The sequence below is a fragment of the Nocardia sp. GCM10030253 genome (assembly GCF_042675075.1).
Classification (GTDB): domain Bacteria; phylum Actinomycetota; class Actinomycetes; order Mycobacteriales; family Mycobacteriaceae; genus Nocardia.
This window is the reverse complement of sequence record NZ_JBHTDL010000004.1, coordinates 715,188-738,211: the sequence shown is the minus strand read 5'-3', so window position 1 is coordinate 738,211 and position 23,024 is coordinate 715,188. Positions and strand designations below refer to the sequence as shown.

The window sequence follows — 23,024 nt, the reverse complement described above, 5'->3', positions numbered from 1 at the left end:
AGCCGGAAATCACCTGCGGTATGCCCGCGAGCAAAAGGACATGTGACCGGCGTTACAGTGGTCGCGGGCAAACACGAAGGAAACCGATTGAGCACAGCAGCGCACGGCAACCCCTGGGTCGCCGTTCGACCGGATGATGACGTGACGCAGTTGGCGCGGCGAGTGTCGTCCGCGCACCACTCCTTCCTCGAGGGTGTCGACCGGCTGCCGACCGTCCGCCCCGACGGTGATTCAGTGCGGCCGGTTGTCCTCGATTCCTGGCACCGCAGCCGCAACAACGGCGTCAACCCGGACAGCTTCGGCGATGGGTTGGATCTCGACGGTTTGGAACTGCAGCGGTATCGGACCGCGCATCCGACGGCGCTGATTCGACCGGTGGTGCGGAAACTGCTGGTCGAAGACGCCGCCGAGGCCGGACTGCTCGTCGCCATCAGTGATGCCAAGGGGCGATTGCTCTGGGTCGAGGGCGATTCGAAGGCCAAGGACCGGGCGCTGGCGATGAACTTCGTCGAAGGCGCCGACTGGAGCGAGGACCGGGTCGGCACCAACGCACCGGGCACCGCACTCGCCCTCGATCACCATGTGCAGATCTTCGGGGCCGAACATTTCAGCCGCGTTGTGCACGAATGGAGCTGTTCCGCCGCGCCCGTGCACGACCCACTCAGCGGCCGGATCATCGGCGCCATCGACATCACCGGCGGCCCACGAGTCGCCGCGCCGGAGGTGTTGTCGCTGATCAGGGCAACAGTGCTGGCCGCGGAATCCGAGCTGCGACTACACCTGCTCAACTCGCCGAAACCGCTCGACCCCACGACCGCACGCCTACAGGTGCTCGGTTCGGACCGGCCGAGCCTGACCCGCGGTGGCGAGCGCATCCGCCTGTCACAGCGACATGCCGAGATCCTATTGCTCCTGGCCAACCACCCGGAGGGCCTGAGCGCAGACCATCTCGCCATGCTGCTCGATGAATCGGAGTTGGATCCGGTGACGGTGCGAGCGGAGCTGTCCCGGGTGCGAAAGATGTTGGGCGCAGGCGACCTCGGCTCCCGCCCGTACCGACTGCTGATCGACCTCGACACCGATGTCGACGAGGTCCGACGCGCACTCGCCCGCGGCGATACCGCGGCGGCGTTGCGCGCTTACCCCGGACCGGTCCTGCCGCGCTCGCTCGCGCCCGGCATCGACGAACTGCGCGTCGAGTTGCGCGGTCGCCTGCGCGCCGCCCTGCTGAGGGCGGGCGATCGCCGCCTGCTCGCCCGCTGGACCAGTTCGGTCGACGGGCGCGAAGACATTGCGGCGTGGACCGCCTACCTCGCCTCTCTCGACCGGCAGTCCTCGATGTATGCCCAGGTCAAAATGCAGCTGACGCTGCTCGATCACAAACTGGGCATCTGACCAAATACTTGCAACTGTCGTGCAACATGGATGCTTCTAGTGTTCCGGATCACACCTGACGCAGGAAATTGTCCGCAGAACGAGGAGCATTCGATGACCGTCTTCGCCCGCCCAGGAACACCTGATGCCGCCATGTCGTTCCAGGCCCGCTACGACAACTGGATCGGCGGCGAATGGGTAGCGCCCGTCAAGGGCCAGTACTTCGAGAATCCGACCCCGATCACGGGTCAGCCGTTCTGCGAGGTCGCCCGCGGCACCGCCGAGGACATCGAGCTCGCCCTCGATGCCGCCCACGCCGCCGCACCCGCCTGGGGCAAGACCTCGGTCGCGGAGCGCGCCGTCATCCTCAACAAGATCGCGGACCGGATGGAGCAGCACCTCGAGGCCATCGCCCTCGCGGAGACCTGGGACAACGGCAAGCCGATCCGTGAGACTCTGGCCGCCGACATCCCGCTCGCGATCGACCACTTCCGCTACTTCGCCGGCGCCATCCGCGCCCAGGAGGGCTCGCTGTCGGAGATCAATGTCGACACCGTCGCCTACCACTTCCACGAGCCGCTTGGGGTGGTCGGCCAGATCATTCCGTGGAACTTTCCGATTCTGATGGCCACCTGGAAGCTCGCGCCCGCCCTCGCCGCGGGTAATGCCGTCGTCCTCAAGCCCGCCGAGCAGACCCCCGCCTCGATCCTGTTCCTGATCGGCCTCATCGGCGACCTGCTGCCCCCCGGCGTGCTCAATATCGTCAATGGCTTCGGCGTCGAGGCGGGCAAGCCGCTGGCGTCGAGCCCGCGGATCAAGAAGATCGCGTTCACCGGTGAGACCACGACCGGCCGCCTGATCATGCAGTACGCCTCACAGAACCTGATTCCGGTCACCCTGGAGCTCGGCGGCAAGAGCCCCAACATCTTCTTCGGCGATGTACTCGCCGCGAACGACGACTACCAGGACAAGGCGCTCGAAGGCTTCACCATGTTCGCGCTCAATCAGGGCGAGGTCTGCACCTGCCCGTCGCGCGCGCTCATCCAGGCCGATATCTACGACGAATTCCTGGCCGCGGCCGTGGTGCGCACCAAGGCCGTTCGGCAGGGCGATCCGCTCGATACCGAGACCATGATCGGCGCGCAGGCCAGCAACGATCAGCTCGAAAAGATCCTGTCCTACATCGAGATCGGCAAGGGTGAGGGCGCCACGCTGCTCACCGGTGGTGAGCGCGCCGACCTCGGCGGCGACCTGTCCGGCGGCTACTACGTGCAGCCGACGGTCTTCGCGGGGCACAACGCGATGCGGATCTTCCAGGAGGAGATCTTCGGACCCGTCGTCTCGGTGACCTCGTTCGCGGACTACGACGACGCCATCAAGATCGCCAACGACACTCTCTACGGACTCGGCGCGGGCGTGTGGTCGCGCGACGGCGCGGTGGCCTACCGGGCCGGCCGTGACATTCAGGCCGGGCGGGTGTGGACCAACACTTACCACCAGTACCCCGCCCATGCGGCGTTCGGCGGCTACAAGCAGTCCGGGATCGGCCGCGAGAACCACCACATGATGCTCGACCATTACCAGCAGACCAAGAACCTGCTGGTCGGCTACGCGTCGAAGGCGCAAGGCTTCTTCTGATGGTCGATGCGGTCCCCCGGCGGGTGCGTGCCACCGCGGCGGCGATGGATCTGCTCCGTCGCCTCCGTGGTCTGCACGGGCCGCTGATGCTGCACCAGTCCGGCGGCTGCTGTGACGGCTCGGCTCCGATGTGCTACCCAGCAGGCGAATTCGTGGTCGGCGACCGCGATGTGCTGCTCGGACTGCTCGATCTGCGGTTGCTGGTCGACGAGCTGCCCGATACTCCGCCCGAACCGGACGATATCGCGCCGGTGTGGATCTCGGGCCCGCAGTTCGCCGCCTGGCAGCACACTCAGCTCGTCCTCGACGTCGTGTCGGGCCGTGGTTCCGGATTCAGCCTGGAATCGCCCGAGGGGTTCCGATTCCTCAGTCGCGGACGAGTCTTCGAGCAAGCCGAACTCCTTGCGCTGGCCACGGTCGACACCGTGACCGGCGCGGGCTGGGAGCGCGGCGAACGTCCCGCACCACCAACCCAACCGCAGGTCGTCGCAGAAGCGGCCGATGCCTGCCCCGTTCCCGATCGCGGAACATCCCAGAACACCCTGTGATTCATCCAGCAAGAAGGAGGTCGCGATGGCGATCCCCACCAATAAGCCCGCCCATGAGGACTTCCACACCGAGGACAGTGCCTACCTCGCGAAGCGAACCCTGAAGTCGGGGTCCGCGGGCTGGTTACTCCTCGCCGGTCTCGGCATCAGCTATGTGATCTCCGGCGACTACGCCGGCTGGAACAACGGCTTGGCACAGGGCGGTTTCGGTGGCCTGCTCATCGCCACCGTGGTGATCGCGGGTATGTACCTGGCGATGGTGCTCGGTATGGCTGAGATGTCCTCGGCGTTGCCCGCGGCGGGTGGTGGTTACACCTTCGCTAGGCGTGCGCTCGGGCCGTGGGGCGGATTCGCCACCGGCGCGGCCGTGCTCATCGAGTACGCGATCGCGCCCGCGGCTATCGCGACGTTCATCGGCGCGTATGTCGAATCGCTGAATCTGTTCGGCATCACCGATGGTTGGTGGGTTTATCTGGCCGTGTACGCGTTGTTCATCGGTGTGCATCTGACGGGTGCGGGTGAGGCGCTGAAGGCGATGTTCGTCATCACCGCTATCGCGTTGGTCGGTCTCGCGGTGTTCGCGGTGTCGGCGTGGGGATTGTTCGACGCGGGGAATCTCACCGATATCCCGGCCGATCCGAACGCGGTGGGCAGTTCGTCGTTCCTGCCGTTCGGGTACTTCGGGATCTGGGCCGCGGTGCCGTTCGCGATCTGGTTCTTCCTCGCGGTGGAGGGTGTGCCGCTGGCTGCCGAGGAAGCACGCGAGCCGGAGAAGAACGTGCCCAAGGGGATCATCATCAGCATGCTGGTGCTGATCGTCACCGGTGCGGCCGTGCTTTTGCTGGCCACCGGCGCGCTCGGCGCGCAGGCGATTTCGGCCTCGGGCAACCCGCTGGTCGAAGCGCTCGGTGATTCCGGCACCGCCAAGATCGTCAACTACATCGGTCTGGCCGGGCTGGTGGCGAGCTTCTTCTCGATCGTGTACGCCTACTCGCGGCAGACCTTCGCGCTGTCGCGGGCGGGGTATCTGCCGACCAGCCTGTCGGTGACCAACAACCGTAAAGCGCCGGTGCTCGCACTGATCGTGCCCGGTGTCATCGGTTTCGCGCTGTCGCTGACCGGTGAGGGCGCGATGCTGCTGAACATGGCCGTCTTCGGCGCGGCACTGAGCTACGTGCTGATGATGATCAGCCACATCGTGCTACGGGTCCGCGAGCCGAACATGCCGCGGCCCTACCGCACCCCCGGCGGTATCCTCACCACGGCCTTCGCCCTCGTCATCGCCTGCGCCGCGGTCATCGCCACCTTCCTCGTCGATCGCACAGCCGCGACCTGGACCCTGCTCGCCTTCGCCGGGTTCATGGCCTACTTCGGCCTCTACAGCCGCCACCGGCTGGTCGCCAACTCGCCCGACGAGGAATTCGCCGCCCTGGCCAAGGCGGAGGAGGAACTCGAATGACGCGCTACCACCAGCAGATCGGCGGCACCAACTACACCTTCGAAGGCCTCGTCGAACTGATGGCCAAGGCGACCCCGCTGCGCAGCGGTGACGAACTCGCGGGCTGCGCGGCCGAATCCGACGCAGAACGGGCCGCCGCCCAGTGGGCGCTCGCCGAGGTGCCGCTGCTGGAGTTCCTGAACGATCCCGTGGTGCCGTACGAGTCCGACGAGGTCACCCGGCTCATCATCGACACCCACGATCGCGCCGCGTTCCAAGCGATCTCGCACCTCACAGTCGGTGGACTGCGGGACTGGCTGCTGGAGGTCTCGGCGGGCGAGTGTGCGGCGATGACGCTTGCGGCCGTTGCCAAGGGCCTGACACCGGAAATGGTGGCGGCGGTCAGCAAGATCATGCGCAATCAGGACCTGATCGCGGTCGCCCGCGCGGTCGAGGTAACCGCGGGCTTCCGCACCACCATCGGACTACCAGGCCGATTGAGCACCCGACTACAACCCAACCACCCCACCGACGACCCACGCGGCATCGCCGCGGCAGTACTGGACGGACTGCTACTCGGCTGCGGCGACGCGGTAATAGGCATCAACCCCGCCACCGATTCACCACACGCGACCACCGACCTGCTGCACCTACTCGACGAGATCCGGCAGCGCTTCGACATCCCCACCCAATCCTGCGTCCTCTCACACGTGACCACCACCCTCGGACTGATCGAGAAAGGTGTCCCAGTCGATCTGGTGTTCCAATCCATCGCAGGCACCGAAGGCGCGAACGCCGGCTTCGGCGTCAACATCGCACTGCTGCGCGAAGCGAACCAAGCAGGCCGATCACTCAAACGCGGCACAATCGGCAACAACGTCATGTACCTGGAAACCGGCCAAGGCTCAGCACTCTCAGCAGGCGCACACCTGGGCACCGGCGGCAAACCCGTCGACCAACAAACCCTCGAAACCCGCGCCTACGCCGTCGCTCGCGACCTGGACCCACTACTGGTCAACACCGTCGTCGGCTTCATCGGCCCCGAATACCTATACGACGGCAAACAAATCATCCGCGCCGGCCTCGAAGACCACTTCTGCGGCAAACTACTCGGCCTGCCCATGGGCGTCGACGTCTGCTACACCAACCACGCCGAAGCCGACCAAGACGACATGGACACCCTGCTCACCCTCCTCGGCACCGCAGGAGCCACATTCGTCATCGCCGTACCCGGAGCCGACGACATCATGCTCGGATACCAAAGCCTCAGCTTCCACGACGTCCTCTACGCACGCCGCACACTCGGACTACGCCCCGCCCCCGAATTCGAAACGTGGCTGGACGGGCTCGGCATGATCGATGCCACCGGTCGAGTGTTGCCCGTTGAGCCGCTCGCCTCGCCGCTACGCGCGTTGGCAGGGACACGATGAGCACCGAAGGTTCAGACGCGGACGTTGTCGTGCTGTCGGATTACGCTGCGGAGCAACGATTCTGGCAGGAACTACGCCGCACCACCCAGGCCAGGATCGGGCTCGGTCGAACCGGTGACGCACTGCCGACGGGCCGAGTGCTGGAGTTCCGTGCCGCGCACGCGGCTGCCAGAGACGCGGTGCACACCCCGCTGGGCGTGGACGACTTGGCCGATCAGGTCGCGAGCCTGGGTCTTGGGGCCGCTGCGCACGTGCGCAGCAGGGCGCGCGACCGTGCCGAGTACCTGCGCAGGCCGGATCTGGGTCGGTTGCCCGCCGCGTCGGCGGTCGGCGAGCCCGCGCTGTCGCAGGTGCCGCACAGCGGCGCCGAGATCGGATTCGTACTGGCGGACGGGCTTTCGCCGCGCGCACTGACCGAGCACGGCCCCGCCATGGTCGAAGCGCTCATCGAGGAACTCGCGCCGCGGTATTCGATCGCGGCACCGGTGATCGCCACGCAGGCGCGGGTCGCCCTCGGTGACCACATTGCCGAAGCCATGGGCGTGGCAACGGTTGTCGTGCTGATCGGCGAGCGGCCGGGACTGTCGGTGGCCGACAGCCTCGGCATCTACCTCACCCATCTGCCACGGTCGGGCCGTACCGACGCCGACCGCAACTGCATCTCCAATATCCACCCGCCGGAGGGGCTGGGTTACGCGCAGGCGGCAAAGGTGGTGGCGGGCTTGGTTTCCGGCGCACGGGTGCTCGGCAGGTCCGGGGTCGATCTGAAGGACACCTCGCGCATCGATGCGGTGGGCGCCGGGGAGATCATCTCGATCGGGGCCGGTCGTGACTGACCTCGATGGTCGGCCAGTACGCGGTCGCGGGTTCTAGCGGTTCCGGCTGCGCGATCGAAATCCTGCGCGCGGCACTGCTTTCCGTGCGAACTGGGCTCAGCTTCAGGGGCGGCAGGTCGATATTGCGCTCGATGTCGGTGAGGCTGACGCTGATGAGCAACAACATGCTGACAACGCTGATCGCCACGATGACCGGGGCGATCAGCTCCATCGCGCCCGTGCCCGACGGCGGCATCGCATGGTCATTGCGGTGCGCGTGCATCGACGCCATCCCGGTGTAGTGCATGCCGCACACCGCGACACCCATGATCAGCGCTGCGGCGACGGTGGCCGGAAAACCCGTGACGCGCAACGTGAACCAGAGTGCCACCGTCGCGGCGACCACGGCGATCACCATCGAAAGCGCAACCAGTTTCGCGTCGTAGGTGATGGCCGCATCCGACTTCATGGCGTACATCCCGGTGTAGTGCATCGCACCGACGCCGATGCCGGTGATCGCCCCGCCTGTCAGCAGGCCGATCACTGTCGGCTGTGGTCTGATCACGATGACCAGGCCGATGCCGACCACCACCATCGCGGTGATCGCGCTCATCACGGTGAGCGGGATGTCATAGCGAATCTCGGTGCCGCGGATCGAAAAGCCAAGCATCGCAATGAAATGCATGACCCAGATGCCCGTGCCGCCGATGGAGATCGCGGCGGCGGCGAGCCAGCCGATGCGGCTCTCCCCGGTGCGCGCCCTTGCCGCGCACTGCAATCCGAGGAGGCATCCGGTCACGGAGATGGTGTAGGCCAAGAGCGGGGTCAACAACCCGTAACTGAAATGGTGGATATCTAGCACGCAACGCCCCCTGTACCGGACTGAGAACATCCGGCTATTGAAACAACGGCGGGTCAGACGATACGGCAGGACGGGAAGGCTCGAGCCTCGAAAAGCCAATCCGCAGAAGTGGTTTCGGTCACTTTGCGGTTTAGTTGAAATGCGAATTGGTTAGCGGCCGGATAACGAAACAGGCCCGTATCCGCCGAGCGGATACGGGCCTGTCGGAACCGTTTCGATCTAGTCGAGGTAGTCCCGCAGCACCTGAGAGCGGCTGGGGTGGCGCAGCTTGCTCATGGTCTTCGACTCGATCTGCCGGATGCGCTCACGGGTAACTCCGTACACCTGACCGATCTCGTCGAGCGTGCGCGGCTGGCCGTCGGTGAGGCCGAAGCGCAACCGAACCACGCCCGCCTCGCGCTCGGACAGTGTCTCCAGCACCGACTGCAGCTGATCCTGCAGCAGCGTGAAGCTCACCGCGTCGACCGCGACGACGGCTTCGGAGTCCTCGATGAAGTCACCGAGCTGGCTGTCGCCCTCGTCGCCGATGGTCTGGTCCAGCGAAATGGGCTCACGCGCGTACTGCTGGATCTCCAGCACCTTCTCCGGCGTGATGTCCATTTCCTTGGCCAACTCCTCCGGGGTGGGCTCACGGCCCAAGTCCTGGAGCAGCTCGCGCTGGATGCGGCCGAGCTTGTTGATGACCTCGACCATGTGCACCGGAATGCGGATGGTGCGGGCCTGGTCGGCCATGGCGCGGGTGATGGCCTGCCGGATCCACCACGTGGCGTACGTGGAGAACTTGTAGCCCTTGGTGTAGTCGAACTTCTCCACCGCGCGGATCAGACCGAGGTTGCCCTCCTGGATCAGGTCCAGGAACGCCATGCCGCGGCCGGTGTAGCGTTTGGCCAGCGAGACCACCAGGCGCAGGTTGGCTTCGAGCAGGTGGTTCTTGGCGCGGTTGCCGTCGCGGACGATCCAGGTGTAGTCGCGGCGCATCGCGACCGGCAGCTTCTCACCCTGCTCGGCGAACTCGCGCACCTTCTCCGCCGCGTAGAGGCCGGCCTCGATCCGCTTGGCGAGCTCGACCTCCTCCTCGGCGTTGAGCAGCGCGACCTTGCCGATCTGCTTGAGGTAGGCACGCACCGAGTCGGCCGAGGCGGTGAGCTCGGCGTCCTTGCGGGCCTGCCGTAGTGCCTCGGATTCCTCCTCGTCCCAGACGAAGTCGCCGGAGGCCTTGTCGGCGGCCGTCGGCTCGGCCTCGGCTTCATCGTCGGCGACCTCCTCGGCGGGGTCGTCGACGACCTCCTCCTCGACGAGATCGTCCTCGGAAACCTCCAGATCACCGAGGTCCTCGATTTCGAGCGACTCCTCGTCGAGGTTCTCCTCGCCGGGCTCGCCGTCGGCCTTCTTACCGGTGGCCTTCTTGGCGGGCGCCTTCGCTGCGGCCTTCTTCGCCGGAGCCTTCTTGGCCGCGGCCTTCTTCGCCGGAGCCTTCTTCGCGGCAGCCTTGCGGACCGGCCGTGCTTCGGTTACATCTGCGGAGTCGGCCTCGGCCGAATCGGCGGTCTGACGGGTCGTGGCTACCACGTACGCCCTTTCGTGACGGTCTCGTGCGGCGTCACGCCAGAGTGGTGTTCCGGCGGAGCGGTCTGTCGGGTTTCACCGGCGGAGTGCCGGGCTGGGGGTTTCCGGCTCGGCGCCGGAGTACGTTCCATTGTAACGATCGAACCAGGGTACCCATGGCCACCTGTCGCATTGGCGGTTCCTCGTAACCTCGGCTCGGCGCACAAAACGCCGCATCGGATCAAGGCGCGATGCCTGCGTCGATGGCCATGGCCGCTCCGACGATGCCCGCAGAGTTGCGCAGATGCGCGGGAACCACCGGAGTTCGGTTGGTCAGCAAGGGAATCCACTGATCCGCATCGCGGCTTATGCCACCACCTGCGACGATCACTTTCGGCCAGAACAGGTTCTCCAGCCCGCTGAGCACCGTGCTCACCTCGGCCGCCCACTGTTCGTAGGACAGGCCGTTGCGGTCCTTGATCGAGGCGGCGGCGCGATGCTCGGACTCCATGCCACCGATCTCGAGATGGCCTAGTTCGCTGTTGGGCACCAGCGTGCCGTGGAAGATCAGCGCCGAGCCGATGCCGGTGCCGAAGGTCAGCAGCAGCACGAGGCCGGCGAAATCCTTTGCCGCGCCGTAGCGATCTTCGGCGAGTCCCGCCGCGTCCGCGTCGTTGAGCACGGTGACCTCGCGGCCACCGAGGGCGGCGGCGAACAATGCCCGCGCGTCGGTGCCGATCCAGGCCTTGTCGACATTGGCCGCGGTCCGCGCGACGCCGTCGAGCACGACGCACGGCAGCGTGATCCCGACCGGGCCGTCCCAATCCGCCTGAGCGACGACCTTGGCCACCGTGTCGGCGACCGCCTGCGGTGTCGACGGATGCGGTGTCGCGATCTTGATCCGCTCATGGACGAGCTCACCGGTGCCAAGATCCACCGCGGCGCCCTTGACGCCGCTGCCACCGATATCGATACCGAATGCGTGCCCCCGAGCGGACATGACGATTCCCTCGTTCCCTGTGCTGGCCGGTGTGATGATGACGCCGCCGCACAGTCCTCACCACGGCTGGAAGGCACGCGAATGAGCTTGTGCCCGACGACGGCGCTGTGTCGTGCACGACAAGAGTAATGGCGTGCGCTGCTACGCGTTCGGCGAGGATCTGTGATGCGATGGAGGCCGTGCCGAAATCCATGTCGTCAGTCACTTCGGAAGTCACCTCGACGCTCTCGGGAGACGAGGTCGAGTTGCGCCGGATCGCCGTCCATCTCGCCGAGACGGCGGCCGCGCATGTCCGGGCGCGCCGCCCCGAGGTATTCGGTCCCGACGGTGCGCGCGTCGCAGGTGATGTGCGGACCAAGGGACATCCGACCGACCCGGTGACCATCGTGGACACCGAGACCGAAGAACTGATCCGACGACTGCTCGCCGACCTGCGTCCCGGTGACCCCATCCTCGGCGAGGAGGGCGGCGGCAGCCTGGCCGGGGGCGCGCAGGACACGGTGTACTGGGTGGTCGACCCGATCGACGGTACCGTCAACTTCCTGTATGGCATCCCGGGCTACGCGGTGTCGGTGGCCGCCGTTCGCGGCGGACGTCCGGTCGCGGGCGCGGTGGTCGATGTCGCGAGGGCGGCGACCTACAGCGCTGGGCTCGGCCTCGGCGCGGTGCGTGAGGATGCCGACGGCACTGTCGAAGAGTTGCGCTGTACGCCGGTCGAATCGGCGTCGATGGCGTTGGTGGCCACCGGATTCGCCTACGGCGCGCACCGGCGCGCCAGACAGGCAGCATTGGTCGCCGAGGTGCTGCCGAACATTCGGGACATCCGGCGCTTCGGCGCGGCGGCCCTCGATCTGTGCCTGGTCGCGTCCGGACGCGTCGATGCCTACTACGAGCACGGGCTCAATGCGTGGGACTGGGCTGCGGGGGCCCTGATTGCCGCGGAGGCGGGCGCGCGGGTCGTCCTGCCGTCGGCGACAAGCCCCGGCGCGGCGGGCGATCTGGTGGTCGCCGCGGCACCGGGAATCGCCGATGAGTTGGTCGAACTGCTCGATCGAGTCGGCGCCACCGACCCGATTCCCGACGCCTGAGGCGATCGAGGCGGCGGTCTCGGCGCTGAACGGTTCAGCGCCGAGTGTCGGAGCCTGCGGTCAGCAGCGACTCTGTCGCGCGGCCGCCAGCAGCTTGCCGTCGATCGATGGCGACCCACCCGGTGCCGGGTTCTTCAGTGAACGCAGCACCTCCTCGGCGTCGGCACTCGGCCGCAGCGACTCACCGAATACCGAACCGAGTACCAGATCCACGGAGTCGTCGCCGCGTTGATCTTCGACCAGCTCGGCGCACGGCGCGATCAGCTGTACGGAGGCGGCGGCCGGGCGGCCGTTCACGCCGAAGCGAATCTGGCCCGTGCACTCCAGATCGCCATTGACGTAGACCGAATCGTTACCGAATTGCTGCCCAGGCGGACTCGCAAAGCCGAGATCGCCGAGGGCTGAGGCGATGTGCGATGCCTGACCACTCTTGCTGTTGGCGTTGAGCACCCGGACCTTGGACGAGGCCAGCGGCGCCGGATCGACGTCCTGTAGTCGCGACGATCCGACCCGCTGCCCTAATGGGCCAGGTGGCGACGCTTTCGCGTCGGTTGCCGGGCTCGGAGAGTTGCACGACATGGCCGTGCCGCTGTCGTCCTGCGTCGTCAGAGCCCTGATCCACACAACTGTGCAGATCAGCACCAAAACGCCGACCAGGATGAGCCATGGCTGATTACGCCGCCGGAGGAAGGGTTGACCCCGTTGATCCGTTGCGCTGCCTTCGGTGATCAGTGAAACCACGTGCACACTGTACGAAATTGTCTCGGTCACGGTGCGCAAGGTCTCGGCGAGTTCCACGAACGGTGTCGATTCGCCGTCGGTTTCGACTCGTCTGTGTTTTGATTGCGACTTTTGCCGCGTGGTCCGCTATTGTCTGGCGGCCCAGATCGAATCACCGGCGGCGAAATTGGTGGTCGGTCGCGGGAACAAGCAGGGCATGTCCTGCGTTCACCAAACGCTATCAGTGATGGATCGAATGGGTCCGACCTGATAGGTGACCGGTGCACGTGTGATGTGCACCACCGGCGGGGCGGCGCGGGTCATCGCGATTCCGAGAGGAATCGGGAGTGATGCGGCCGATCCGGGATATACGGAGTAAGGACGAGGGGAAGACGACATGGCAACCGACTATGACGCACCGAGGCGCACCGAAACCGACGAAGTGTCGGAAGATTCGCTGGAGGAGCTGAAGGCTCGTCGCAACGAGGCACAGTCCGCCGTCGTGGATATCGACGAATCCGATACCGCGGAGTCGTTCGAGCTTCCCGGCGCGGACCTGTCCGAGGAAGTGCTGACGGTTCGGGTGATCCCGAAACAGGCAGACGAGTTCACCTGTTCCAGCTGTTTCCTGGTTCATCACCGGAGCAGGCTGGCCAGCGAAAGCGGCGGTCAGTTGATTTGCATGGACTGCGCCGCCTGATCTCCCAGCGAGATCGAGGTCAGCCCGCGCTCGGCACGCCCGGCTCTTTGCCAGGTATGCCAAGCGCGGCAAGGACCCGGTCGGGCCGTCGCGTACTGACCAGCCAGTACGGCGTCGGATCGTCCGGGTCGTCGAGCACGAGTAAGACCATCGACCCGATCCACGGTCGATGCTGCACGTAGGCGGCCGGGTCGAGCTGGCGACCCAGCGCCGCGCTTTTCGCTGTCGGGGCGACCGCTGCCGTGCGTGCCACGAAGTTCGCGGGCAGATGCGCGCGATCGACGCGTAGTTCCGGCGTGCCGGTCGAATCCGGCGCGACTTCCACCCGATGGCGACTCAGCCACACCAGAACCCACACCGGCACCGGGAACAGCGCCACATACGGCAGCCACGCCCGGACGCCAGGTGCGCCCATATGGATTTCGGCGGCAAGCAGCCCGGTGATGGCGAAGGCCACCGGCCACCACCACAGCGGCACCCACAGGCGCTCGCGGTAGGCGTGCTGGCTGTTGTTTTCGTGGTCCGTCGTCACGGGATTGGGCTGGTCCGACACGACTCAACACTAAGTCACGGTGGTCAGCGGCTTACGCGTAGGCTCGACCAACGTGAGCGCACTTTCACCCATACCTATGCTGCGGCTTGATCCCGGCATCCCCATGCCCACGCGTGCCCATCACGGTGACGCCGGCGTGGATCTGTGCACCACGGAAGATGTCATTCTGGAGCCGGGCGAGCGGGTGCTGGTCGGCACCGGCGTCGCCGTCGCGCTACCGGTCGGCACGGTCGGCCTCATCCATCCCCGGTCGGGGCTGGCCGCCAAGACCGGACTGTCGGTGGTCAACACTCCGGGCACGGTCGACGCGGGGTATCGCGGTGAAATCAAGGTGTGCCTGATCAATCACGACCTGCGCACCCCGATCGAGCTGCGCCGGGGCGACCGGATCGCGCAGCTGCTCGTGCAGCGGGTGGAGCTTGTCGACTTCGTCGAGGTCGACACGCTGGACGAGACCGCGCGCGGCGCGGGCGGTTACGGGTCGAGCGGCGGTCACGCGAGTCTGACCGCGCAGGCCGATGGGGCGGGCCGGGTCGGCAAGGAGGCATGACAGCAATGTTCGGAAAGAAGAAGAAGTCCGACGATCGGTACGCCGATGACCTGTACGACGACGCGGCCGAGTACGTCGACGCCGAGTACGCACAGGGCTATGACGACGAGCCCATTACCGACGAGAACCCCATCATCATCATCGACGATGAGCCCATCACCGACGAGAACCCCATCGTCCCAGCCGATTACGTTCCGGCCGAGTACGCCGTGGCCGGCCGCAACGCAGTCGAATACGACGACGACGCCGACACGGACGCGGCGAAGTCCGGCCCCTACGACTACAACGATGTCGCCGAGCTGCTTGAGGATGTGGCCGATCAGCGCCTCGACCTCGGATCGGTGATCCTGCCGGTGCCGCCGGGCGGCCAGCTGCAGGTCGAGATGACCCCCGACGGCACCCCGCAGGCAGTGCACCTGGCGACCGAGCACGGCCGGATCACCGTCGCGGCCTACGCGGCGCCGAAGTCGGCAGGCCAATGGCGCACGGTGGCAGCCGATCTCGCCGAATCGCTACGCAAGGACGGCGCCAGGGTCGCGGTCGAGACCGGACCGTGGGGCCGCGAGTTGCTCGCCATTACCGAGGGCGCCGACCTGCGATTCATCGGAGTCGACGGGCATCGCTGGATGGTGCGCCTGGTGGCGGCGGGCCCGGCAGGTGCCGCCGATGAAGGCGGACCACTGGTCGCGGCTGCACGAGCCATCCTCAGCGAGACCGTGATTCGCCGCGGCGACGACCCGATGCCGGTCCGCGAACCCCTCGCGGTCGTGCTGCCACAGGAACTGGCCGAGCAACTCGCCGCCGCCCATCAGCAGCAGGTCGAGGCGCAACAGCAGGCGGCTGCCGCCCAAGCCGCAGCGGCCCAAGCCGGGCCCACCGCGGTCATCCCGCCGCGCATGCCGCAGGAACCACGGCGTGGTGCGGACGGATCCGCCATGCAGCAACTCGGCTTGAACGGTATCTGAGCGGCACTTTCGGCCCTGCGTGTTCAGCTGTCTCTCAGCGGAATGAGGCCAGACCCATGTCGCCGAGGATCGCCGGATCTTCGCCGAGTTCGGCGAGGGTGATCCGGATCAGTTCGGCGCGCGGGATGAGCGCGGCCCATTCCTCCGCGACCGCGAGCGGGTGCACGGGGTCGTCGACCGCGGTGACGAGGGCGACCGGGATGTCGAGGGTGGCGAGCCGCTCGGCGCCCGGCCACTTGTAGTCGGCGGCTTCCTCGAGGGCGTCGGGCAGATGCGGCCACTGGGCCCGCCAGGACTGGGTGAGCGCGTCGGCCAGCCAGCGTGGGCTACTTGCCCGCATCCGCCCGAGCACCGTCTCTAGACCGTCGGCACGCAACTGTGCGGCCGTCGCGGCGGCGCTGAGCGCGGCGGGACAGGCGGCGGTGTCGGATCCGGTCCAGGCGGGCAGGGCGGCAACGACGCCAACGGCGGCGCCGGGGTGCTCAGCCGCCCACTCCAGCGCAATCGCGGCGCCGAGCGAGATCCCCGTCACCAGCAGCGGCCCGGAACGGGCTGCGGCGTCCAAGGCGGCCCGGCACGACGCGACAACGGCGCGCGGGTCGGGTTCCACCGCGATGAACGCGATTTTGCGGGCTGAAGAGGCGGATTCGAATGCGCGGCGCGCGAAGTCGGCGTCGGATCCGGTGCCCGGCAGCGCGACGACAACCGCGGGAGCTTGGGTCTCGAACATCGGACCGAGCGTAGCGGGGGCAGGGTTGCCCATCTACAGTGGCGGGTATACGGCCAACAGCCGGTCGTTACCGGAAAACCACGATGGCGTGCGACCCACGTCGTCATTGCTCCATGCAGGAGAGCGTGCAATGCCATCCGCTGCCTCAGGTTATTTTCGCCGTTTGGGCCGCAGACTGACCGAGGACATCGATCGGTTGGACGCCGAGGAACTCGCCGAGACCGCCGATGCCTCCGGAGCGTGCCGGGCATCGGAGTGTCGACGTGGTGACGAAGCCACCATGCTCGGCCGACTACGGAGTGTCGAGGCGTGTCCGAAGTCCGCGGGCGCCAGTGTTCAGGCAGAATTCTTCGACGGTACCGACGCCATCACCCTGGTGTGGATCGGGCGCAGGCGAATCCCCGGGATCGAGCCGGGTCGTCGCATCCTGGTCCGTGGCCGCGTGGGTGACCGCGACGGCCGTAAGGTGATCTACAACCCCTACTACGAATTGCGCGGGAACAGCTGACGTATGCCATCGAGCAACGAGAACGCCGCCGACAAGCCGATCGACACCGGGCTCCGTGAGTCCGTCGACACCAGAACCGGTGCGGCGGCCGATTCCGGTCGGCACCGGCAGGTAGATCCCGCGGACCCGCTCGACGCGGCGGAGGAAGCGGTCGAGCAGACGCTGCTCGAGCAGTTGGGTGGCTTCAGCGGCCTGATCTATTCAACGCTGCCGGTACTCGTATTCGTCCCCGTGAACACCTTCGCCGGCCTCACCGCGGCGATCTGGGCGGCCCTCGGTGTGGCCGCCGCGATTCTCCTCTGGCGGCTGGTGCGCCGCAGCCCGATTCAGCCCGCCATTTCCGGTTTCCTCGGCGTCGGCATCTGCGCGTTCATCGCCTACCGGATGGGTGAGGCCAAGGGCTTCTTCCTGTTCGGCATCTACACCAGCCTGGTGTACGCCGGCGTGTTCCTGGTGTCGATTCTGGTGCGCTGGCCGCTGGTCGGCGTCATCTGGGGGGTGCTGAACGGTCACGGCTCCGACTGGCGGACCGATCGGCGCGTGGTGCGTCTCTACGACGTCGCGACCACCACCTGGGTGCTGGTGTTCGCCGCCCGCTACCTGGTGCAGTCACAGCTCTACGACTCCGACCACACGGGCTGGCTGGCCGCCGCACGCATCGCGATGGGCTGGCCGCTGACGGCGGTCGCGCTGGCGGTCACGGTGTGGGCCGTGCGCCGGGCCGGCCATATGCCGGTGCGGCGCGGGTCTGTCGCCCGAGCGGCCTAGGAGTTCGGCCCCCGGGTCCTCGGGATGCACGCCGGGGTGGGGTAACACGCACCGCGGAGGTGGGGGAGTACCCACCCTGGGGGTACTGGCTGGTGAGCCGAGTTCATCAGACGATCGTTGCGAGACAAAAAGCGCAACATCGGCGAAAGGACTCGGAAGATGGCTACCGAGCACAACATTGCGGCACTGTCGAAGACCCGCAGCCACAACAGCCCGGCCCTCTCGGAGAGTCGCCGCGTGTCGGCGGAACTGGACACCTTGATCGGACCCGCCGCAGCGGGCGACCGGCAGGCCGTCACCGAGATCGTGCGAGTGGTCCATCCGCTGGTCCGCCGGTATTGCGGTGCGCGCCTTGGCAATACCTCGCATCTGCACGTGACGGCCGACGATGTGGTGCAGGAGATCCTGATGGCGACCGTCAACGCCATCCCGCGCTACCGGGATCAAGGAAAGTCGTTCCTGGCCTTCGTCTATGGGATCGCGGCGAACAAGGTCGCCGACGCGTTCCGGCGCTCCCAGATGCACCCGAGCTACCCCATGGCCGACGTGCCGGACACCGTGTCGACCGCGGCGGGTCCCGAGGAATGGGCGCTGGCCTCCGAACGTCGCGACGTGACAAGGGAATTGATGAAGATCCTGGCGCCCGCGCACCGCGAGGTGCTGGTGATGCGGATCGTGCTCGGCTGGACCGCGGCGCAGACCGCCGAGGCGATCGGCACCAGCCCCGGCGTCGTTCGGGTGATGCAGCACCGCGCGCTCAACAAGCTGCGCGCCGAGCTCGCAGCTGCCTGATACGGCTGGATCCGCGTTCGCATCCAGCCGTGTCGGGGAGTCAGGGCTTGATGCCGTGGTGGGACAGCGCCACTCGCAGATCCTCTTCGGCCTCGACGGAGGTCACGAACAACAGCTCGTCGTCGCCCTCGAACGGGTCGTCGGGCTGCGGCACGATCACCCGGCCGCCGCGCAGAATCGTCACGAGGGCGGCATCCCGCGGCAGGGTGAGCGTGCGCACCGGCTTGCCCGCCAGCGCGGTGTCGGCGGGCAAGGTGATCTCGACGAGATTGGCCTGACCCTGCCGCAGCGTCATCAGCCGGACCAGGTCGCCGACCGATACCGCCTCCTCCACCAGCGAGGCGAGCAGTCGTGGCGTCGACACGGCGACATCGACGCCCCAGGAGGAGTCGAAGAGCCATTCGTTGCGCGGGTCATTGACCCTCGCCACGACGCGGCGTACCCCGAACTCGGTCTTGGCGAGCAGGCTGTGCACGAGGTTCGTCTTGTCGTCGCCGGTGGCGGCGATGACGACCTCGTAGGTCTCCAGCCCCGCGTCCTCGAGCAGCGCGAGCTCGCAGGCGTCGGCATGCACCCAGACGGCGTCCGGGATGGCGGTCGGGTCGATGTGGTCGAGCTGACGCTCGAGCAGCATCACCCGGTGGCCGCCGCGCAGAAGCTCCCTGGCTATCGATCTGCCAACGGCGCCGGCTCCGGCGATCGCCACTTTCATGTTCAGTCCTCGCTTGCTGGGGGCTTACCGGCCAGTGCGACGGCCTCGCCGACGCTGCCGGAGGTGGCGGCGACGTAGACGATGTCGTCGGCCTGAACCATGGTCTTGCTATCGGGCAACAGCCCTTGACCGAATCGGATGATGAACGCCACCCTGGCGCCGACGGTGTGTTCCAGGTCGCGCACCGTCCGCCCGTACCACTCCTCGTGCAGCGTCAGCTGCGCGACGGCGACCGTGCCGGTGGGGTCGCGCCACGTCGTGGTGCCGCTGTCGCCGATGAGGGCGGTGAGGAACCTGTCGGTCGTCCACGGCACCGTGGCGATCGTCGGAATACCGAGGCGCTCGTAGACCGCGGCGCGTTTCGCGTCGTAGATGCGGGCGACAACGCGCTCCACTCCGAACATTTCGCGAGCCACCCGCGCCGAGATGATGTTGGAGTTGTCGCCGGAGGACACCGCGGCGAACGCGTCGGCACGCTCTATTCCGGAGCGAATCAGCACGTCCCGGTCGAAACCGACGCCGACCACCTCTTCACCCGGAAAGTCCTCGCCGAGGCGCAGAAAGGCGCTCGGGTCCCGATCGATCACGGTGACCTCGTGACCTACCCGGACCAGGGCGCGTGCCAGCGACGAGCCGACGCGCCCACACCCCATGACCACTACGTACACCGTGCAACCTCGTTCCTGGAAACGATCTAAACAGCCGGACAAGGTCCGTCGACGCCCGTGGCGCCGGGTCGAGCGAAGGCGACGCAGCCGTTCGTGCCGTTCGGTCTGCTTGTCTTCGGCAAAACCGTACCCGCCGAGTGCGTCCATGGCCCACTTTCCCCCTCTGGCCTCGAGTCAAACCTGCGGCGCGGACCGCCCCCGGGCGCGATCAACCGTTCGGGGATCTATGCTCGCTCCAGTGTCCAAGTTGACGACGGCAGCTAAACGGGTGCTGCTGGGTAGGCCTTTCCGTAGCGACTCGCTGGGCCACACCCTGCTGCCGAAGCGAATCGCGCTCCCTGTGTTCGCCTCCGATGCCATGTCGTCGGTCGCGTACGCGCCGGAGGAAATCTTTCTGGTCTTGTCGGTGGCCGGAATCTCGGCCTATGTGTACGCCCCATGGGTCGGACTCGCGGTCGCCTTCGTCATGGCAGTGGTGGTGGCGAGCTACCGGCAGAACGTGCACGCCTATCCCTCCGGCGGCGGTGACTACGAGGTTGCCACTACGAATCTCGGCCCCAATGCGGGGCTCACCGTCGGCAGTGCGCTGCTCGTCGACTACGTGCTCACCGTCGCGGTGTCGATTTCCTCGGCGGCGTCCAATATCGGGTCGGCGATCCCGTTCGTCGATACGCACAAGGTGTTGTTCGCCGTGGTCGCCATTGCGGTGCTGACCGCGATCAACCTGCGGGGCGTGCGCGAGTCGGGTACCGCATTCGCGATTCCGACCTACGCGTTCATCGTCGGTATGTTCGCGATGCTCGCATGGGGGCTGTTCCGAATCTTCGTTCTCGGGGAAGACCTGCAGGCCGAATCGGCGGGCTTCCAGCTGAACGCCGAGGAAGAGCATCTGTACGGCCTGGCGTTCGCATTCCTGATCGCGCGCTCGTTCTCCTCCGGTTGTGCCGCGCTCACCGGTGTCGAGGCGATCAGCAACGGTGTGCCCGCCTTCCGGAAACCGAAGTCGCGCAACGCCGCGACCACCCTGCTGCTGCTCGGCACCATCGCGATCGTGCTGCTGATGGGCATCATCATCCTGGCCCAGAAGATCGGGATCGTGTACGCGCACAATGTGTCCGAGCTGTCCGGTGCGCCCGCCGACTACCATCAGAAGACACTGATCGCGCAGATCGCCGAGACGGTGTTCCACGGGTTCCCGATCGGGTTCTTCTTCATCACCATCGTGACCGCGCTGATCCTCGTGCTCGCCGCCAACACGGCGTTCAACGGATTCCCTGTGCTCGGTTCGATTCTGGCGCAAGACCGCTATCTGCCGAGGCAGCTGCACACTCGCGGCGACCGGCTCGCCTTCAGCAACGGCATCCTGTTCCTCTCTGGCGCGGCCATCGCGTTCGTGGTGATGTTCGGCGCCGAGGTGACCAAGCTGATCCAGCTCTACATCGTCGGCGTGTTCGTGTCGTTCGTGCTCAGTCAGACGGGCATGCTGCGGCACTGGACTCGATTGCTGCGCACCGAAACCGACCCGTCGCAGCGGGCGCGGATGAAGCGTTCGCGGGTCATCAACGCGATCGGACTCACCGCGACCGGCGCGGTGTTGATCATCGTGCTGGTCACGAAGTTCTTCGCGGGCGCCTACATCGCGATCTTCACCATGGTCGCGATCTTCGTGGTGATGAAGATGATTCGCCGCCACTATGACTCGGTCTCGCGCGAGTTGGATGAGCACGAGTGGGACGGCGTGCTGCCAAGCCGCACGCACTCGATCGTGCTGGTGTCCAAACTGCACCTGCCGACCCGCCGAGCGCTGGCCTACGCCCGCGCCACCCGCCCGGACACGCTCGAGGCGGTGACGGTGAACGTCGACGAGGCCGACACCAGAGGGCTGGTCAGAGAGTGGGAGCGGAGCGACATCAATGTGACGCTGAAGGTGATCGAATCGCCGTACCGTGAAATCACCAAACCGGTGCTCGATTACGTGAAGCGGGTCCGCAAGGATTCGCCGCGTGATGTGGTGACGGTGTTCATTCCGGAGTACGTGGTCGGGCACTGGTGGGAGCAGGTGCTGCACAACCAGAGTGCGTTGCGGCTCAAGGGCAGGCTGCTTTTCGAGCCGGGTGTGATGGTGACCAGCGTGCCGTGGCAGCTGAGTTCCTCCACGCGGGCGCGGCAGGCAGGCCTGATCAATGCGCCGGGCGCCGTGCGCCGCGGATACGAGGACCGCAACGGATGACCGACTGGCGTAATACCACCTTCGAGGTGCGACTCGGCCCGCCCGGACACGGCGGCTTCTGCGTCGCCCGCCACGACGGCCGCGTGGTCTTCGTCCGGCACGGACTGCCCGGTGAGCTGGTGCGGGTCAAGGTCACCGAGGACCGCGGCGGCTCGTTCTGCCGGGCCGACGCCATCGAGATCCTCGAAGCGTCACCGGATCGAGTTCCCGCGACCTGTCCGGTATCGGGGCCGGGCGGTGCGGGCTGCTGCGACTTCTCTTTTGCCACACCGGCCGCGCAGCGGGCATTGAAGGCGGCGGTGGTCGCCGAACAACTGCGCCGGATTGCGGGCGTTGAGCGCGATATCACGGTGGAACCGATCACCGGTTCCACCGACGAGACCAGTGGTTGGCGCACCCGGGTTCGGCTGGTGGTGGACGCGCAGGGCCGGGCCGGGGTGCATCGGCTGCGCAGCACCGATGTGATCGCCGATCTGCGCTGCCCGCAACCGGTTTCGGGCGCGTTGGACGGCGTGGCCGAGCAATCCTGGACGCCCGGCGCCGATCTGGTGATCGCGGTCGACGGCGACGGGATCCGGCATATCGTCGAACTCGATGTGCCGGTGGTGGTTTCGGCAGGCGGACGCGGGGACGAACGGCGGGGGAGTGAACGGCCACGGAGCAACGAGCGTGGCGGTGACCGCCGCGGTCGGCGCGACAGCGGACGACCCGACCGGCGCGTGCAGCGCAACGGCGAGGGGCAGGCGAGTGAACGGCGCAGCGCGTCGGCGCGCCGTGCCGCGACCCATGCCCCGCGCGACGAGTCGGTGCTGGAAGGCAGCGGGCGCACGGTCGAGTATGTGGCCGGTCGTCGCTGGGAACTCTCGGCAACCGGATTCTGGCAGGCGCATCATGGTGCCGCGCAATGCTATTCCGACATTGTGGCCGAGTGGTCCGGCCTCGGCTCCGGCGATCTCGCCTGGGATCTGTACAGCGGCACCGGGGTATTCGCGGCACGGCTGGCCGAGCAGGTGGGCCCCGACGGGTCGGTGCTCGCCGCGGAATCCGCGCGTACGGCCGTTGCCGACGGCAACGCGGCCTTGCTGGATCTGCCCTGGGTAGATCTGCGCGCGGACCGCGTCGAGCGCTGGCTGACCGAACAGGGCAGTGCCGCACCGGAAGTGGTGGTGCTCGATCCGCCACGCACCGGCGCGGGCAAGGAAGTCGTCTCGGCGATGACCGAGCACGATCCGGCCCGCATCATCCACATCGGCTGCGACCCCGCCGCGTTCGCCCGCGACCTCGGGCTGTACCAGTCGGCGGGCTACCGGCTCACCGAACTGCGTGCCTTCGACGCATTCCCGGCCACCCACCATGTCGAATGTCTTGCGCTATTGGAGCGTTGATCGCA

23 protein-coding genes are annotated in these 23,024 nt (G+C 66.9%); 15 read left to right on the top strand and 8 right to left on the bottom strand.

The window, feature by feature from the left end; translation table 11 throughout:
* Positions 1–87 precede the first annotated feature (87 nt).
* From ACFQZZ_RS07520 to eutC, 6 genes are all read left to right on the top strand, one after another.
* Complete coding sequence (locus ACFQZZ_RS07520; protein WP_378675849.1) at positions 88–1,395, top strand: transcriptional regulator; 1,308 nt, start codon at positions 88–90, stop codon at positions 1,393–1,395.
* 93 nt (positions 1,396–1,488) lie between these two features.
* Positions 1,489–3,012, top strand: coding sequence for an aldehyde dehydrogenase (adh, locus tag ACFQZZ_RS07515; RefSeq protein ID WP_378675847.1), 1,524 nt, complete (start codon positions 1,489–1,491; stop codon positions 3,010–3,012).
* On the top strand, positions 3,012–3,560 hold the full coding sequence (locus tag ACFQZZ_RS07510) for a DUF779 domain-containing protein (protein WP_378675844.1): 549 nt from the start codon (positions 3,012–3,014) through the stop codon (positions 3,558–3,560). The genes adh and ACFQZZ_RS07510 overlap by 1 nt, the downstream gene beginning before the upstream one ends.
* Before the next feature lie 25 nt (positions 3,561–3,585).
* Positions 3,586–5,019 carry an ethanolamine permease gene (gene eat / locus ACFQZZ_RS07505; RefSeq protein WP_378675841.1) on the top strand — a complete coding sequence of 478 codons (1,434 nt, stop codon included), beginning with the start codon at positions 3,586–3,588 and terminating at the stop codon, positions 5,017–5,019.
* Positions 5,016–6,428 (top strand): ethanolamine ammonia-lyase subunit EutB, encoded by a 1,413-nt coding sequence (locus tag ACFQZZ_RS07500; protein ID WP_378675838.1) that lies wholly within the window; start codon positions 5,016–5,018, stop codon positions 6,426–6,428. The genes eat and ACFQZZ_RS07500 overlap by 4 nt, the downstream gene beginning before the upstream one ends.
* Positions 6,425–7,264, top strand: coding sequence for an ethanolamine ammonia-lyase subunit EutC (eutC, locus tag ACFQZZ_RS07495; RefSeq protein WP_378675835.1), 840 nt, complete (start codon positions 6,425–6,427; stop codon positions 7,262–7,264). Before ACFQZZ_RS07500 ends, eutC begins: the two co-directional genes overlap by 4 nt.
* On the opposite strand, the gene ACFQZZ_RS07490 is transcribed toward eutC, so the two are convergent.
* The 3 genes from ACFQZZ_RS07490 to ppgK all read right to left on the bottom strand — a co-directional run bounded on the left by ACFQZZ_RS07490 (position 7,236) and on the right by ppgK (position 10,650).
* Positions 7,236–8,042 carry an MHYT domain-containing protein gene (locus ACFQZZ_RS07490; RefSeq protein WP_378675832.1) on the bottom strand — a complete coding sequence of 269 codons (807 nt, stop codon included), beginning with the start codon at positions 8,040–8,042 and terminating at the stop codon, positions 7,236–7,238. The two genes, eutC and ACFQZZ_RS07490, sit on opposite strands and share 29 nt — an antisense overlap.
* Before the next feature lie 282 nt (positions 8,043–8,324).
* Positions 8,325–9,674 carry an RNA polymerase sigma factor gene (locus ACFQZZ_RS07485; protein ID WP_378675830.1) on the bottom strand — a complete coding sequence of 450 codons (1,350 nt, stop codon included), beginning with the start codon at positions 9,672–9,674 and terminating at the stop codon, positions 8,325–8,327.
* Between the two features lie 217 nt (positions 9,675–9,891).
* Complete coding sequence (gene ppgK / locus ACFQZZ_RS07480) at positions 9,892–10,650, bottom strand: polyphosphate--glucose phosphotransferase (RefSeq protein ID WP_378675828.1); 759 nt, start codon at positions 10,648–10,650, stop codon at positions 9,892–9,894.
* Between the two features lie 191 nt (positions 10,651–10,841).
* Between ppgK and ACFQZZ_RS07475 the strand changes: the two genes are divergently transcribed.
* Positions 10,842–11,738, top strand: a complete 897-nt coding sequence (locus ACFQZZ_RS07475; protein WP_378676464.1) for an inositol monophosphatase family protein — start codon at positions 10,842–10,844, stop codon at positions 11,736–11,738.
* A gap of 60 nt (positions 11,739–11,798) precedes the next feature.
* On the opposite strand, the gene cei is transcribed toward ACFQZZ_RS07475, so the two are convergent.
* Positions 11,799–12,479: an envelope integrity protein Cei gene (gene cei, locus ACFQZZ_RS07470; RefSeq protein WP_378675825.1), complete on the bottom strand. Its 681-nt coding sequence runs from the start codon at positions 12,477–12,479 to the stop codon at positions 11,799–11,801.
* Positions 12,480–12,855: 376 nt separating this feature from the next.
* On the opposite strand from cei, the gene ACFQZZ_RS07465 reads away from it, so the two are divergent.
* Entirely contained in the window at positions 12,856–13,158 is a 303-nt protein-coding gene (locus ACFQZZ_RS07465) for a DUF4193 domain-containing protein (RefSeq protein ID WP_062988999.1), read from the top strand.
* A gap of 19 nt (positions 13,159–13,177) precedes the next feature.
* On the opposite strand, the gene ACFQZZ_RS07460 is transcribed toward ACFQZZ_RS07465, so the two are convergent.
* A complete protein-coding gene (locus ACFQZZ_RS07460) occupies positions 13,178–13,711 on the bottom strand; it encodes a DUF3093 domain-containing protein (RefSeq protein ID WP_378675822.1) in 534 nt (177 codons plus the stop codon).
* Positions 13,712–13,763: 52 nt separating this feature from the next.
* Between ACFQZZ_RS07460 and dut the strand changes: the two genes are divergently transcribed.
* Positions 13,764–14,261 (top strand): dUTP diphosphatase, encoded by a 498-nt coding sequence (dut, locus tag ACFQZZ_RS07455; protein ID WP_378675821.1) that lies wholly within the window; start codon positions 13,764–13,766, stop codon positions 14,259–14,261.
* A 5-nt stretch (positions 14,262–14,266) separates the two neighbouring features.
* Positions 14,267–15,226, top strand: a complete 960-nt coding sequence (locus ACFQZZ_RS07450) for a DUF3710 domain-containing protein (protein ID WP_378676462.1) — start codon at positions 14,267–14,269, stop codon at positions 15,224–15,226.
* Positions 15,227–15,260: 34 nt separating this feature from the next.
* On the opposite strand, the gene ACFQZZ_RS07445 is transcribed toward ACFQZZ_RS07450, so the two are convergent.
* Complete coding sequence (locus ACFQZZ_RS07445) at positions 15,261–15,956, bottom strand: alpha/beta fold hydrolase (RefSeq protein WP_378675818.1); 696 nt, start codon at positions 15,954–15,956, stop codon at positions 15,261–15,263.
* Positions 15,957–16,086: 130 nt separating this feature from the next.
* On the opposite strand from ACFQZZ_RS07445, the gene ACFQZZ_RS07440 reads away from it, so the two are divergent.
* The 3 genes from ACFQZZ_RS07440 to ACFQZZ_RS07430 all read left to right on the top strand — a co-directional run bounded on the left by ACFQZZ_RS07440 (position 16,087) and on the right by ACFQZZ_RS07430 (position 18,024).
* Positions 16,087–16,464 (top strand): OB-fold nucleic acid binding domain-containing protein, encoded by a 378-nt coding sequence (locus ACFQZZ_RS07440; RefSeq protein WP_378675815.1) that lies wholly within the window; start codon positions 16,087–16,089, stop codon positions 16,462–16,464.
* 3 nt (positions 16,465–16,467) lie between these two features.
* The gene (locus ACFQZZ_RS07435; protein WP_378675813.1) at positions 16,468–17,232 is read left to right on the top strand and encodes a DUF3159 domain-containing protein; all 765 of its coding nucleotides are present in this window, start codon (positions 16,468–16,470) and stop codon (positions 17,230–17,232) included.
* Between the two features lie 159 nt (positions 17,233–17,391).
* The gene (locus ACFQZZ_RS07430; RefSeq protein WP_378675810.1) at positions 17,392–18,024 is read left to right on the top strand and encodes a sigma-70 family RNA polymerase sigma factor; all 633 of its coding nucleotides are present in this window, start codon (positions 17,392–17,394) and stop codon (positions 18,022–18,024) included.
* A 40-nt stretch (positions 18,025–18,064) separates the two neighbouring features.
* Here the strand turns inward: ACFQZZ_RS07430 and ACFQZZ_RS07425 are convergent, their stop codons facing one another.
* Positions 18,065–18,736 (bottom strand): potassium channel family protein, encoded by a 672-nt coding sequence (locus ACFQZZ_RS07425; RefSeq protein WP_378675807.1) that lies wholly within the window; start codon positions 18,734–18,736, stop codon positions 18,065–18,067.
* A 2-nt stretch (positions 18,737–18,738) separates the two neighbouring features.
* The gene (locus ACFQZZ_RS07420) at positions 18,739–19,404 is read right to left on the bottom strand and encodes a potassium channel family protein (RefSeq protein ID WP_378675805.1); all 666 of its coding nucleotides are present in this window, start codon (positions 19,402–19,404) and stop codon (positions 18,739–18,741) included.
* Positions 19,405–19,642: 238 nt separating this feature from the next.
* Here ACFQZZ_RS07420 and ACFQZZ_RS07415 point away from each other — a divergent pair, with 238 nt between their 5' ends.
* Both ACFQZZ_RS07415 and ACFQZZ_RS07410 read left to right on the top strand, forming a co-directional pair.
* Positions 19,643–21,634 carry an APC family permease gene (locus ACFQZZ_RS07415; protein WP_378675803.1) on the top strand — a complete coding sequence of 664 codons (1,992 nt, stop codon included), beginning with the start codon at positions 19,643–19,645 and terminating at the stop codon, positions 21,632–21,634.
* Positions 21,631–23,019, top strand: coding sequence for a class I SAM-dependent RNA methyltransferase (locus tag ACFQZZ_RS07410; RefSeq protein ID WP_378675801.1), 1,389 nt, complete (start codon positions 21,631–21,633; stop codon positions 23,017–23,019). Before ACFQZZ_RS07415 ends, ACFQZZ_RS07410 begins: the two co-directional genes overlap by 4 nt.
* The last annotated feature ends 5 nt before the right edge of the window (positions 23,020–23,024 follow it).

Excerpts from the sequence above, each read along its gene's own strand:
- adh (WP_378675847.1), top strand. The coding sequence starts at position 1,489 with ATGACCGTCTTCGCCCGCCCAGGAACACCTGATGCCGCCATGTCGTTC.
- ACFQZZ_RS07510 (WP_378675844.1), top strand. The coding sequence starts at position 3,012 with ATGGTCGATGCGGTCCCCCGGCGGGTGCGTGCCACCGCGGCGGCGATG.
- eat (WP_378675841.1), top strand. The coding sequence starts at position 3,586 with ATGGCGATCCCCACCAATAAGCCCGCCCATGAGGACTTCCACACCGAG.
- ACFQZZ_RS07500 (WP_378675838.1), top strand. The coding sequence starts at position 5,016 with ATGACGCGCTACCACCAGCAGATCGGCGGCACCAACTACACCTTCGAA.
- eutC (WP_378675835.1), top strand. The coding sequence starts at position 6,425 with ATGAGCACCGAAGGTTCAGACGCGGACGTTGTCGTGCTGTCGGATTAC.
- ppgK (WP_378675828.1), bottom strand. The coding sequence starts at position 10,650 with ATGTCCGCTCGGGGGCACGCATTCGGTATCGATATCGGTGGCAGCGGC.
- ACFQZZ_RS07475 (WP_378676464.1), top strand. The coding sequence starts at position 10,842 with ATGTCGTCAGTCACTTCGGAAGTCACCTCGACGCTCTCGGGAGACGAG.
- ACFQZZ_RS07465 (WP_062988999.1), top strand. The coding sequence starts at position 12,856 with ATGGCAACCGACTATGACGCACCGAGGCGCACCGAAACCGACGAAGTG.
- ACFQZZ_RS07450 (WP_378676462.1), top strand. The coding sequence starts at position 14,267 with ATGTTCGGAAAGAAGAAGAAGTCCGACGATCGGTACGCCGATGACCTG.
- ACFQZZ_RS07445 (WP_378675818.1), bottom strand. The coding sequence starts at position 15,956 with ATGTTCGAGACCCAAGCTCCCGCGGTTGTCGTCGCGCTGCCGGGCACC.
- ACFQZZ_RS07440 (WP_378675815.1), top strand. The coding sequence starts at position 16,087 with ATGCCATCCGCTGCCTCAGGTTATTTTCGCCGTTTGGGCCGCAGACTG.
- ACFQZZ_RS07435 (WP_378675813.1), top strand. The coding sequence starts at position 16,468 with ATGCCATCGAGCAACGAGAACGCCGCCGACAAGCCGATCGACACCGGG.
- ACFQZZ_RS07430 (WP_378675810.1), top strand. The coding sequence starts at position 17,392 with ATGGCTACCGAGCACAACATTGCGGCACTGTCGAAGACCCGCAGCCAC.
- ACFQZZ_RS07425 (WP_378675807.1), bottom strand. The coding sequence starts at position 18,736 with ATGAAAGTGGCGATCGCCGGAGCCGGCGCCGTTGGCAGATCGATAGCC.
- ACFQZZ_RS07410 (WP_378675801.1), top strand. The coding sequence starts at position 21,631 with ATGACCGACTGGCGTAATACCACCTTCGAGGTGCGACTCGGCCCGCCC.